This is a genomic window from Phycisphaera sp. (assembly GCA_025916675.1).
Classification (GTDB): Bacteria; Planctomycetota; Phycisphaerae; order Phycisphaerales; family UBA1924; genus JAHCJI01.
This window is the reverse complement of sequence record CP098402.1, coordinates 594,043-606,421: the sequence shown is the minus strand read 5'-3', so window position 1 is coordinate 606,421 and position 12,379 is coordinate 594,043. Positions and strand designations below refer to the sequence as shown.

Below are 12,379 nucleotides of genomic sequence, written 5' to 3'. Positions count from 1 at the left end.
GGCTCGCGCATACGACCCAATCGGGCCGATTAGGGCCCTCGATATCAGGAGACCAGCCATGCCAGGGTTCGACCTCTCAGGAAGGTGCCGCGTGTCGGCGGCGTTCGCCATGGCGCTGGCCGCGGGCACCGCCTCGCTCCAGATGGCCTGCGCGAGCAGCGCCACCACCTCGCCCGATTCGTCGCTTTCGAGCAGCCGGGCGGGTGACGAGTCTGCTGCTCGCTCGGGCATGGCGTCGGCGGCTTGGATGGCCGAGCAATCCCGCGTGGGTTACCCGCGCATGCCGAGCCTGAGCCCCGATGGCTCGACCATCGCGTTCACGTGGGCGGGCGACCTGTGGGCCGTGAGCGCCGGGGGCGGCGTTGCCTCGCGCCTGACCACGCATCCAGCCGACGACCTGCGCAGCGCGTTCAGCCCGGATGGTTCGACGCTGGTGTTCACGTCCACGCGCGACGGCTCGACAAACCTGTACGCCATGCCGGTCTCGACCGATGGCGGCCGTGTGGTCGGTGGCGCCGTCCGCCGCATCACGCTGAGCGATCGCTCGCTCACGCTCTCGGGCTTCGACGCGGCGGGCGACGCGGTGCTGGTACAGGCGAGGCTCGAGCCGGGCATGTACCGCGGAACCAACATGTATCGCGTGCCGCTCGATGGGAGCGCCATTACACGCCTCACCGATGCCTATGGCCTGATGCCGCGGATGACCGCCGACGGCTCGCGCGTGCTGTTCACCCGGCAACGCGACCTGTACGACCGCCCGGCCTATCAGGGCCCCGCCGCCGGCGAGGTCTGGGAGATGGACACCGAGACGGGCCGATTCGAGCAACTGACCAACTTCGATGGCAACGATGCCAACGCGTTCGGCCTTCCCGACGGATCGACCATTTACGTCTCGAGCCGCCACGGCCAGAACAACATCTGGCGCATCCCCGCCGGCCGCACCGATGCGGACGGGCTGCGCCGCGTGACCAATTTTGCACCCGAGGAGGGCGAACACACGATCGGCCACGGCGTGCTCGATCTGAACCTGTCCGACGATGGGTCGACGGCCGTATTCCTGGTTTGGGATACGCTGTACACGCTCGACCTGACCCAGCGGGGCGCAACACCCGAGTCCGTGGAGATCTACGCCTCGGGCGACAGCCAGACGCTCGACACTCGGCTCGAGACCCTCGACCGCCAGGTGAGCGAGGCGGCCCTGAGCCCGGATGGCAAGACCCTGGCCGTGGTGGCGCGAGGCGAGGTGTTCATCCGCAACACCGAGGACGACCGACCCACCCGCCGCGTGACCTTCACCAGCGGGCGAGAGCAGGACATCGCCTGGAGCCCCGACAACCAGTACCTGTACTTCTCGAGCGACGAGGACGGCGAGTTCGCCATTTACCGCGCCATGGTGAGCCTCGCGCGTGAGGACATCATGCCCGAAGAGCCGGAGGAAGAAGAACCCGAGGCCACCGAGGAAGACGCTGACGCCGAAGAGCCTACCGAGGGCGAGGACCAAGCGACCGAAGCCGAGAGCGATGGCGATGGCGATGGCGAAGAGCAGCCCGAAGACGGCGGCGAGGATGAATCCGAGAAGAAAGACGAAGAAGACAAGATCGATCACGGCAAACGCTGGTCCGACGCGCTGCGCTTCGAGGTTGAACCGTTCATCGAGAGCGACGAGCGGACGGTCGAGCCCATGCCATCGCCTGACGGCTACCGCCTGCTGTACGTCCGCGAGCGGGGCGACCTGTGGATGCGCGACCTGGCCAGCGGTCAGGACACGCTCGTCTTCGAGAGCTGGAACGAACCCGACGTGCAATGGGCGTCCGACAGCCGCCACATCGTCTACGAGGTGGCCGACCTGGACTTCAACGCCGACGTGTGGCTGCTGGACCTGGACGGCCAGGACGCCGAGCCGGTGAACATCACGCGGCACCCGGATATCGATACATCCCCGCGGCTGAGCCACGACGGCAAGATGCTGGTGTTCCTGAGCGATCGCGCGGGCAACAACTGGTCGTACGACGCGTACGCAGTGCTACTCGACCGCTCTCTTGAGGGTAAGACCGACTACGAACTCGCCCAGTACTTCAAGGACGCCGCCAAGGCAGTGGGCAAGCAGGGCAAGATCGACACGCCCGATTTGGACGAGCCGGCCGATCGCGAGCCGCTGGAATTCGACACCGAGGACGCGTGGCAGCGCGTGCGTCGACTGACGGGCTTCAGCGGAGTCGGCAACCTCGCGCTCACGCCCGGCGGCGACCGCGTGCTGTTCAGCACCAACATCGACGGCAGCACCAGCCTGTTCTCGGTCGACTACCAGGGGCAGGACCGCAAGACCGTGCAGAGCGGCGGCGTATCACAGGTGCACGTGACGCCCGATGGCTCGAAGGCCGTGTTCATCCGCGGCGGGCAGGCGGCGACGGCCAAGCCCACCGGCGGCGGGGCCAACACGCTGGGCATCGACGCGACGGTCCGCATCGACGTGGCCGCCGAGCAGGCCCAGAAGTTCCGCGACGCGGCCAACATGCTCGGCCGCGAGTTCTACCACCCCACGATGAAGGGCCTGAATTGGGACGGCCTGACCGAGCGGTATCTGGAGCTGGCGCGCGTGACACGCACGCCCAGCGAGTTCTACCAGGTCGGTCGGCTGCTGATGGGCGAGCTCAACGGCTCGCACCTGGGCATCTGGGGCGGCACGCAGCTCTACGACGCACCGGCAATCCGCACCGGGTACCTGGGCATCGACGCCAAGCCCGTGGCACGCGGCTACGAAGTCACGTACGTGCTGCCCGAAGGCCCGGCGTGGCGTGACACGAGCAAGCTCCACGAGGGCGACGTGATCATCGCTATCAACGGCACGCCGCTGGCCCCCGAGGGTGGGATGCCGACGGTGGACCTGAGCGAAGCGATGGCCGGCACGTCGGGCGAGGAAACCCTGCTCGACATCGTGCCCGCAGACCCGACAGGATCCGCGTACGTGCTCATCGTGCCGACTTCTTCGGGCGGCGATAGCGGCCTGCGGTACGAGGACGGCGTTCGCCAGCGCCGCGCCAAGGTCGAGGAGCTGTCGGGCGGGCGCGTGGGCTACCTGCACATCCGCGGCATGAACGAGCCCTCGCTGCGCGATTTTGAGCGTGATCTGTACGCCGCGGCGAGCGGCAAGGACGGCCTGCTCATCGACGTCCGCGACAACGGCGGTGGCTGGACCACCGACATCCTGCTCAGCTCGCTCACGGCGCCACGCCACGCCTACACCATCCCGCGCGGGGCCAACCCCGACGACGTCCCCCAGGATGCCTACCCGCGTGATCGCCGGCTGATCTACGGCTACTCACGCCCGATCGCGGTGTTGTGCAACGAGAATTCGTACTCGAACGCCGAGATCTTCTCGCACGCCATCAAGACCACCGAACGCGGGCCGCTGGTGGGCCAGGAGACCTACGGCGCGGTCATCTCGACCGGGTCGTACCGGCTCATCGATGGGACGACGGTCCGCCGGCCCTTCCGCGGCTGGTACCTGCCCGACGGCACCGACATGGAGAACAACGGTGCCGTGCCCGACGTGCTCGTTGAGGTTAACCCCGGCCACGAGGTTGAGGGTGTCGACCCGCAACTCGAGGCGGCGGTGAAGGCCGTGATGGACGACATGGAGTAGGCCCGACCCACGTTATCAGGCCTCGGGCTTACCCAGCCCGCGCAGACGGACGCCCGCACGGGCGTCTTTTGCGTTGGAGCCATGGCGCGATCGTGTAGTGGCCGATAGCCAAGCCGAGGAGTGTTCGCCTATGCCGGGAGAATCGACAGTCGTGCGATCGGCGGTTGGGGTGTGGTTGCTTGCGGTGCTCGGTGCCGCCGCGACGGCGCACTGGGTTCTGCCCTTCGACGCCCAGGCGGGCCTGTTCGCCCTGGGCCTGCTGTGCATGGCGTACACGCTGGCGGCCTTCGGGCTCGCGCGGCGGACGGCGGGCCTGACGGCGCTGCTGCCGCTGGCATGGGTTGCCGGCTTTGGCATGTGGCTGCCGATCGCTCAGGACTTTGGGGCCGAGACGCTCGCGCCGAGCTTGGGCGATTGGGGCGTTGCCGCATCGATGGTCGAGCCCGTGGCGTACGCGTTAGTGCTTTTGGCAGGCGGTGTGGCGACGAGCGCGTTGCTGTACCTGGGCACGGGATCGGCGGCGGTATTCTGGCACGTGCTGGTGCTGACCGGCTTGGTCGCCGGCGCTTCGCTCTCGCACAATGACACCCCCACCACGACCTTCGCGGCCATCATCGCGTGGCACGCTGGGGCGGCCGGTTCGCTCATGCGGTGGGCCTCGCACGCGGCGTGGTCTTGTCGGGAGGGCGTATGTACGCGGTGCGGCGAGGACATCCGCGGGGTGTCGAACTCCACGTGCCCGAGTTGCAAGGGTGCGCTGTTGTGCAGCCCGCCCGCGCGGAAGATGGCCCCGGGGCGCGATCAGGCGGCTTGAAGAGCCCGTGCTGGTGCCGGGGCCTCGTTTGAGGTTGTCACTCTTCGAGGTAGGGGATGGGCGTGATGGGGCCCTTGCCGTCATAGGGCAAGAGCTCGATCGGGAGCGCCTTGATGCCCCGGCGTTTGGCCTTGTAGACCGCGTAGCGCAGGGCGTGATCAACGCGCTCATGAACCTTGGGCGTGATGTTTAGGCCGTGGGCGTGCATCTGCTGCAACGAAAAGAGCCAGGCGTGATACTCCTCGAGGCACCGCGGCTTGTACGTGCCAAGGCCAATGGCGTGGTGGCCGACCTCGTGCAGGAAGACCGCAGCCGAGATCGGGCCGCGCGGGCGCGGGGACTCGATGAGGCGTGAGACGCTCCCGTCGGCGTAGTGGACCTGCCACGCGACGCCGCTGGTGCTGCTGCGCCACTTGCGTACCCGGATGTTGTATCTGGCGAGCATGAGGCGCGCGACGGCCTCGTAGCGGTCCGCCGCGGGTGATGCACGCTTCGCCCGTGGCGCGGCAACGGCCACGGGCTTGGCGGGCACCGGCGGGCGCTCGATCTTCCGGCGGGGGATCAGGTCCCAGAGCGTGCGCATGGCTGGCGCTCCGGTGTGGCGAGTTCACCGCCGGTGAGCGAACGCCCGTTGGCGAACGCGGCGAAGTCCATGGGCTTCTTGCCCGCGGGCTGGATAGTGATCAGTCGCAGCGCGGTCCCGTGGCCACAAGCGATCAATCCCGCCGGATCGATTAGCGTGCCGGGGCCCGCGGTGTGGTCCGAGGTTTCGGCGGCGACACGCAACAGCTTGAGCGCAGTACCCGCGAGGTTGATGCTCACACCCGGCCAAGGGGTAAGGCCGTGCACCCGGTTGCGGCAGGCGCTGGCTGTGTCGGCGAAATCGATCCAGCCGTCGGCCTTGGAGAGCTTGGGAGCGAGGGTGACCTTGTCGGCATCTTGCTCGATGGGCGTAAGCGTGCCGGCGGCGTGGCGTTCGAGAACGCCCAGAACAACAGGCACGCCGTCCCGGGCCAGCACCTCGTGGAGCTCGCCGATGGTGAGGCTGGGGTCGAGCGGGCGGCTGGCCTGACCGAGCACGAGGCCGGCGTCCATCTCCTCGGCCAGGGTGATGACGCTGACGCCGGTGGACTCGTCGCCGGCGAGGATCGCGGCGTTGATGGGCGCTGCGCCCCTCCAACGAGGCAAGAGTGAGGCGTGCAGGTTGATGGCGAACTTCTCGGCGAGCAGCTTCTGCCCCAGCTTCTGGCCAAAAGCGATGACGACCCAGGCCTCGGCGTCGATGCCGCGGATGTGGTCTCGGATATCCGGGGTGTTGACTTTCTCGGGCTTGAACAGTTCGACGCCCGGCAGGAGCGCTTCGGCCTCGGCGGCGATGGGCGTCGGGCTCAGCTTCTTTCCTCGACCGGCGGGACGGTCGGGCTGCGTGACGATGGCGGCGACCTCGTGCCGCTCGGCCAGCGCACGCAAGGTGGGCACGCCGAACGCTCCCGAGCCGAAGAACACCACACGCATGGGCAATTTGGGCCTCCCTGCCCTGTTTCTTGGGAACTAGCGGGCCTTGCGTTCGAGGCGACGCAGGGCCGATCGGGTGCGCAGGCGGTCGAGCTGGCCGAACTTGTCGATGATCAGGACGCCGTCGAGATGATCAACCTCGTGCTGGATGCAGCGGGCGAGCAGGCCGGCGGCATTGATCGTGAATCGGTTGCCATCCAGGCCGGTGGCTTCCATCGAGACCTCGACCTGGCGGTTGATCTGGCCGCGGATATCGGGCAGGCTGAGGCAGCCCTCCTCGAACGATTCGAGGGCCCCGCCGGGCGTGAGCGTGGGGTCGATGCAGACGATGGGCTTGCCGGCGGTGTCCTCCTGCACGCCTTCGGGCTGGGGGGCGGCGTGTGGATCCGCCGGCACCATGCACACGAACATCCGCCACGGCAGGCCCACTTGCGGGGCTGCAAGACCGATGCCCTCTTCCTCGTGCATGATCTGGAGCATCCGGTGGGCGACCTCGCGGACGTTGTCGGTGACCTCGCCCACCGGGCGGGCCTTGGCCCGCAGGGCGGCGTCCGGATGGAATCGCAGGTGCAGGCGGGCGGGGTCGATCGAGCCGATAGGCTCGGATGTGCTGGAAGCGTGCTGGGGCATCGCGGGGATGATATTGTGCCCGCTTGGGGCAGGCGGGCATTGGCCCTAGAATCGGGCTCCATGCCAGTTGGTCGGGCTTTGAGCAGCAGACGGGAGCAGGAATTTGGCGATCTTCGGCGGCAAGAAGAAGAAGGAAGACGCGGGTTCTCCCGAAGCAAACGGCAAGGGCGAGCCCGAAGCCGCCGTGACCGAGCCGAAGGGTTCGGGCAAGGGTGCCCAGCCGGGGCCCTCGTTCAACCCAGAAGCCGCCGAGCGGTTCTTCGAGCACGCCCGCACCTCGCACGAGACGACCAGCTACGAGTACGCCATGAACATGTGGCTGAGCGGGCTGCGGCAGGATCCCTCGAACATCTCGGCCATGGAAAACTTCTTCCGCTCCGCGGCGGCCTTCGTGGCCGCCAACCCAAAGAAAAAGCCCAAGGTCGATCTTCAGGTCAAAACGCCGGTAGACAAGTTCCTCGCGGGACTACTGAACTGGGCGACGCGGCTGAGCGACGGCGACGCGGCGATGCGGGCGGGCGAGGCGGCTGCCAACGCGGGCCTGGACGAGCAGGGCTATTGGTGCCTCGAGCGCTCGATGACACTGGCCAAGCAGGCCAAGCGGCCCAGCCCGCTCCACTTCAAGAAGCTGATGCAGCTGTTCGCGAAGGTCGGTGCCTACAACGAGGCGGTTGAGGCCGGCACCATCGCCGTGCAGCTCAACCCCGCCGACACCGACCTGGCCAACGCGGTGAAGAACTTCTCGGCCCAGGCAACCATGAGCCAGGGCGGCTACGACAACGTGGGCGAAGAAGGCGGCTTCCGCAAGAACGTCCGCGACGCGGCCAAGCAGCAGCAGTTGCAGGACGAGGAAGCGCTCTCGAAGGGCGAGGGCACGATCGAGCGATTGATCGAACGCGCCCGGGCCGACATGGAAGAGCGGCCCGAGGACCCACCCACCATCTCGGCACTAGCCAAGCGGCTGCTGGAGCGCGGCACACCCAAGGACGAGAAAGAAGCCTACGAGCTCTATAAACAGGCCTACCAACTCACCAAGGAATTCCGCTTCCGCCAGGCGGCCGACGATATCAAGATGCGGGCCTGGCGCCGCAAGCTCTCGGCCCTGGAAAAGACGGCCAAAGAAAATCCCCAGGATACCGCCATCCAGGAGAAGCTCGCGCTCGAACGCAAGGCCGTGCTCGAGGCCGAAACCAAGGTGTACGTGGCTCGCGTTGAGGCCTACCCGACCGACATGTCCCTGAGGTTCGAGCTGGGGCGGCGGTACTTCGACCAGGGCCAGTTCGAGGACGCCATCGCCAACCTCCAGCAGGCCCAGGGCGAGCCCAAGCTGCGCGTCCGCACGCTGCACATGCTGGCCCAGTCGTTCCTGGCCATGGAGTGGGGCGACGAGGCGGTCACGACCTTCCGCCAGGCCCTGGAAGCCCACGGCCGCGACAGCGACGCGACGGGCATGGAAATCAACTACGGCCTGATGAACGCCCTGCTGACCAAGGCCACCGACCACCGAGATCTGGAAGCCGCGACCGAGGCCGACAAGATCGCCTCGGGCATCGCGATCAAGGACATCGGGTTCCGGGAGATCCGCCAGAAGCGTGACGCGATCAAGAAGCTGCTGGCCGAGTTGCGGCAGGGCTGAGCGGCGTGGCCAGGGGCAAAGCGATCGCGATCATCCCGGCGCGGATGGAGTCGACTCGGTTTCCCGGCAAGCCGCTTGCGAGCGAGACCGGCAAGCCGATGGTCGTGCATGTCTGCGAGCAGGCCGCCAAGGCACAGGCCGTGTCGAGGGTGGTTGTTGCAACCGACAGTCAAGAGATCGCCGAAGCAGTGGTTGCTCATGGCTTCGAGGCGGTCATGACGTCGGAAGACCATCCCAACGGAACCAGCCGGCTGGCCGAGGCGGCCGAGACGCTCAAGCTCAGGAAGAGCCAGGACATCGTCAACGTTCAGGGCGATGAGCCCGAGATCGAGCCTGAGACCATCGACGGTGCCTTGCGAGCGCTCGAAGCCCAACTCAACGCGTCCTGGGAAGTTGGCACCGCGCCACACCTTGGGCGCGAAACCTACGCGGCTGTCGGTACAGTTGCCTCGCCCCTCGCCCGCGGCGACGATCCGAGCAACCCCAACATCGTCAAGGTGGTCATCGGAACCATCGAACCACAACATGCCGTCGCCCCGGCGTTGTACTTCACGCGGGCGGACGTGCCCCACTTTCGCGACCATTCCGTAGCCGTGCCCCGACTCAAGCATGTCGGTATCTACGCCTACCTGTATCACGACCTCCGGGGCTACGTCGGCCTCCCGCCCACCCCCCTCGAACAGTGTGAGCAACTCGAGCAACTCCGCTGGCTCGAACACGGGCTGCCCATCGCCGTCGCCGTTCGGCAGGCGTGGCACCAGGGCATCGACACCCCCGAGCAATACGCGGCCTTTGTCGAGCGATACCGGACTCGGGGCGAAAAGACGTGACCGGCGCGATCGGGTTGGCTATCCTCTCTGGTGCCCGACCAACGAAATTCGAAGCACGGCAACGACCATCCCCAAGACGACTGGCCCATGCCTGTCGGCAGCGAACCCGCCCCCTCCGATCGGACGCTGGGTGAGGACGCCCGCCGTCGTCGCGCGGACGAGTTGCTGGTGCAGGCAGCTGAGGGATCGCTGACGACCGAGTTCTACTCGCCAGTGCCGCCTGGGTACCGCCGGGGTCGCACGAAGTACGTCGCCGTGCTGGGCACGGTGATGAGCGGGCTGGGCAAGGGCATCTTCGCCGCCAGCGGTGCAAAATTGCTGAAGGACAAGGGCCTCGTCGTCGCCCCCATCAAGATGGAGGGCTACCTGAACATCGATTCGGGCACGCTGAACCCCTACCGCCACGGCGAAGTGTTCGTGCTCGACGACGGCACCGAGTGCGACATGGACCTGGGCACCTACGAACGGCTGCTGGCCCAGAATCTCAGCCGCCGGAACTTCACCACCTCGGGCCAGATCTTCAGCGAGGTGCTCGAACGCGAGCGGCTGGGCGATTACCTGGGCCGCGACGTGCAGATGATCCCGCACGTCACCGGCGAGGTGAAGCGCAAGCTCCGCGAGCTGGCCATGTATGGCGATGGCTCGGGAAGGCCGGCCGACGTCGTTTTCGTCGAGGTGGGCGGCACGGTCGGCGACTACGAGAACGGCTTCTACATCGAGGCCTTGCGCGAGCTGGCCTTTGAAGAAGGCGAACGCTCGGTGTGCTTCGTGGCGCTCACCTATGTCATCGAGGCCAAGGTGCTGGGCGAGCAGAAGAGCAAGGCGGCCCAGCTGGGCATCCAGCGATTGATGGAAGCGGGCATCCAGCCCGACATGATCGCCTGCCGCTGCGACAACCCGGTGACCGGCCAGGCGATGCAGAAGATCGCCATGTACAGCAACGTGCAGCTCCGCCGCGTGTTCAGCATGCACGACCGCGAGAGCATCTACCTCATCCCCGAAGAGATGCGGCGCGACGGGCTGGACCGGGAGATCCTGAGCGTGCTCGACCTGCACGACCGGGTGGACATGGGCCAGGAAGACCGCGAGCGCGAACGCTGGCGGGCGTTTGTCCGGGGCCTCACCAGCGAACCACAACACAAGATCCGCATCGGGCTTGCCGGCAAGTACACCGACCTGGGCGACGCCTACGCGTCGATCGACAAGGCCATCGAGCATTGCGCGGCCACCCTCCACGCGAATATTGAGGTCGAGCGCTTCGACACCACCGACCTGAGCGAGGCCCGCATCGCCGACGAGCTGGGCGACATCGACGCGGTGATCGTGCCGGGTGGGTTTGGCGCCCGGGGGGTCGAGGGCAAGCTGTCAGTGGTCAAGCACTGCCGCACGACGGGACTGCCATATCTCGGCATCTGTCTGGGCTTCCAGGTGGCGGTCATCGAGTACGCCCGCAATGTGCTGGGGCTGGAAGGGGCGGCTTCGGCCGAGTTCGACCTCGACTCGCCGCACCCGGTCATCAGCGAGCTTCCCGAGCAGAAGAAGATCGAGGGCCTCGGCGGCACGATGCGGCTGGGTGCCCAGGACGTGAGCCTGACGCCCGAATCGCTGGCCAGCTTCCTGTTCTCGGGACGCCACAGCGTCCGCGAGCGGTTCCGCCACCGCTACGAGGTCGATCCTGGGTACATCGATCGGCTGACCGAGGCGGGCCTCGTCTTCAGCGGGCGTCACCCGACACAACCCATCATGCAGGTACTCGAGTTGCCCCAACCCGGGCACGACGAGGATTACGATGGGCCGACGCACCCCTACTTCATCGCGGGGCAGTTCCACCCCGAGCTGACGGGCAGGCCACTCGAGCCCCAGCCCATGTTCATGGGTTTGTGCGCAGCGGCGATCGCGCGGCGCGTGGCGATGGGGCCAAGGGCGGGCGAGCCCGCGGGGCCCAAGGAAATCTCGACGCTGGTGAAGCGGTGGTTGCGGACGCCGCGGAAGCGGACGCAACCGGCGTAGGAAGCACTAGATCAGTTCGAGTGATCGAAGCGATGCCAATATCACGACCGACGCGAATCGCCCGGGGCGGCCTGTGCCGACTTGGGCGTTGTGCATAAGGGTCTGGGCGTACAGGTCGGCCTCGATGTCGCCCTGGGCGGCCAAGCTGGCGAAGGCGTTCACGGCCCATGGGTGGGCGGTGGCGTTGTCGGGCTGGAGTTCCTGCACGCACCACTGGGCGGCGCCCTCGGCCCGGCGTGTGAGGAGGGGTTCGATCCGCTGGACGCCGATGGTCCACAGGGCCTGGATGGCGGCCAGTTCGCGTTCGGTCCAGACCTCGATGGCGACCTCGCCCCGGCTCGGCGCGGCGGCATCTTGGAGGGAGCCCTCAGCCACCATGATGGCCCCGTCGAACGAAGTGTCGTTGGCCAACGCGTGCCAGAGCACGAGGTCGAGGCCCATGTCCCTGGTCGGGGCGGTCGTGAAGTGCAGAAGCCAGGCGAGCAAGGGCCGGTCGATGGTTCGGCGGTTGCCGTTCTCGTCGGCGAACGTGTCGGGATCGACGCCGTCTAATGGATCGGGGCCAAGCACGGCTCGGAGGCGGTCGATCCAGGGCTGGACGGGGCTTTGATGCACTGTGGGTCCTGTAACTCGATTGGTTGGCACGAGAGCTCGCCGTTGGGCTGGTGCGGGCGGGCGGAGTGGTCGATGCTGGGGTGATGCCGGATGGCCAGGGCCAACACGCTCAAGATGGCGATCGATTCGCGTGGATCGATCCCGGCGTGAGCGTATGGGACCAGTGGGGCGCGGTGCCGCCGCCGCCCAAGGTCAGGCCCTCGATCACCAGCACGGCCGCCCCCCCGGCCCAATCGGAGCCCGTGGTGGCCCCGGCACCCATGGCCGACCCCGAGCCGCTGCCCGAGACCCCGCCGAAAGAGGCCCCCGAGCCGATCGCCGAGGATCTTGGTGGGACCGATGGCGCTCCAACGTTCAATGAATTCAGTGCCGAACTGGACGTCGCCGAACTCGACGAGCGGCTGCGGCCCGTGACCACGTGGTCGGCCCGTTCGACCGGTGTGAATCGATCGACCCTGAGCTTCCGATCCCGGCGGATGTGCTACGCCAAGAAGCTTCTCATGATCGCGGTCCACCTGATCGACGACAAGCCCACGATCCTGGCCGGCCGGGTCACGAGTTGCGACTACGACGGCGAGGCCCTCTACAGCATCGAGGTCGAACTGATGCCCAAGCCCGTGAGCGAAGAGCTCCGCCAGTGGGAAGCACAGCGTTAGGCCACCCACGCCCCTGACTTGACCTTGGCC

The 12,379-nt window shown here is 67.2% G+C and carries 10 protein-coding genes; 6 read left to right on the top strand and 4 right to left on the bottom strand.

Annotation, left to right across the window (positions count from 1 at the left end; translation table 11 throughout):
- Positions 1-58: 58 nt before the first annotated feature.
- Together NCW75_02695 and NCW75_02690 are read left to right on the top strand one after the other, a co-directional pair.
- Complete coding sequence (locus NCW75_02695) at positions 59-3,643, top strand: S41 family peptidase (GenBank protein ID UYV13202.1); 3,585 nt, start codon at positions 59-61, stop codon at positions 3,641-3,643.
- Positions 3,644-3,773: 130 nt separating this feature from the next.
- Complete coding sequence (locus NCW75_02690) at positions 3,774-4,457, top strand: hypothetical protein (protein UYV13201.1); 684 nt, start codon at positions 3,774-3,776, stop codon at positions 4,455-4,457.
- A gap of 37 nt (positions 4,458-4,494) precedes the next feature.
- Here the strand turns inward: NCW75_02690 and NCW75_02685 are convergent, their stop codons facing one another.
- Genes NCW75_02685 through def form a run of 3 tightly spaced genes read right to left on the bottom strand, consistent with a single transcriptional unit; the run spans position 4,495 to position 6,602 of the window.
- Positions 4,495-5,040 (bottom strand): hypothetical protein, encoded by a 546-nt coding sequence (locus NCW75_02685; GenBank protein ID UYV13200.1) that lies wholly within the window; start codon positions 5,038-5,040, stop codon positions 4,495-4,497.
- The gene (gene fmt / locus NCW75_02680; GenBank protein UYV14216.1) at positions 5,019-5,972 is read right to left on the bottom strand and encodes a methionyl-tRNA formyltransferase; all 954 of its coding nucleotides are present in this window, start codon (positions 5,970-5,972) and stop codon (positions 5,019-5,021) included. The genes NCW75_02685 and fmt overlap by 22 nt, the downstream gene beginning before the upstream one ends.
- Positions 5,973-6,008: 36 nt before the next feature.
- Positions 6,009-6,602, bottom strand: coding sequence for a peptide deformylase (gene def / locus NCW75_02675; GenBank protein UYV13199.1), 594 nt, complete (start codon positions 6,600-6,602; stop codon positions 6,009-6,011).
- 103 nt (positions 6,603-6,705) lie between these two features.
- Here def and NCW75_02670 point away from each other — a divergent pair, with 103 nt between their 5' ends.
- The 3 genes from NCW75_02670 to NCW75_02660 are packed head-to-tail and all read left to right on the top strand — an operon-like array spanning position 6,706 to position 11,078.
- On the top strand, positions 6,706-8,238 hold the full coding sequence (locus NCW75_02670) for a hypothetical protein (GenBank protein ID UYV13198.1): 1,533 nt from the start codon (positions 6,706-6,708) through the stop codon (positions 8,236-8,238).
- Positions 8,239-8,243: 5 nt separating this feature from the next.
- Complete coding sequence (gene kdsB / locus NCW75_02665; protein UYV13197.1) at positions 8,244-9,068, top strand: 3-deoxy-manno-octulosonate cytidylyltransferase; 825 nt, start codon at positions 8,244-8,246, stop codon at positions 9,066-9,068.
- Between the two features lie 30 nt (positions 9,069-9,098).
- Positions 9,099-11,078: a CTP synthase gene (locus tag NCW75_02660; GenBank protein ID UYV13196.1), complete on the top strand. Its 1,980-nt coding sequence runs from the start codon at positions 9,099-9,101 to the stop codon at positions 11,076-11,078.
- 6 nt (positions 11,079-11,084) lie between these two features.
- Here NCW75_02660 and NCW75_02655 read toward each other — a convergent pair whose 3' ends face one another.
- The gene (locus NCW75_02655; protein UYV13195.1) at positions 11,085-11,693 is read right to left on the bottom strand and encodes a hypothetical protein; all 609 of its coding nucleotides are present in this window, start codon (positions 11,691-11,693) and stop codon (positions 11,085-11,087) included.
- A gap of 23 nt (positions 11,694-11,716) precedes the next feature.
- Here NCW75_02655 and NCW75_02650 point away from each other — a divergent pair, with 23 nt between their 5' ends.
- Complete coding sequence (locus NCW75_02650; protein ID UYV13194.1) at positions 11,717-12,349, top strand: hypothetical protein; 633 nt, start codon at positions 11,717-11,719, stop codon at positions 12,347-12,349.
- Positions 12,350-12,379 lie beyond the last annotated feature (30 nt).

Bases quoted from the DNA above. Each gene is read 5' to 3' on its own strand.
- fmt (UYV14216.1), bottom strand. From the start codon at position 5,972: ATGCGTGTGGTGTTCTTCGGCTCGGGAGCGTTCGGCGTGCCCACCTTG.
- NCW75_02685 (UYV13200.1), bottom strand. From the start codon at position 5,040: ATGCGCACGCTCTGGGACCTGATCCCCCGCCGGAAGATCGAGCGCCCG.
- NCW75_02695 (UYV13202.1), top strand. From the start codon at position 59: ATGCCAGGGTTCGACCTCTCAGGAAGGTGCCGCGTGTCGGCGGCGTTC.
- def (UYV13199.1), bottom strand. From the start codon at position 6,602: ATGCCCCAGCACGCTTCCAGCACATCCGAGCCTATCGGCTCGATCGAC.
- NCW75_02690 (UYV13201.1), top strand. From the start codon at position 3,774: ATGCCGGGAGAATCGACAGTCGTGCGATCGGCGGTTGGGGTGTGGTTG.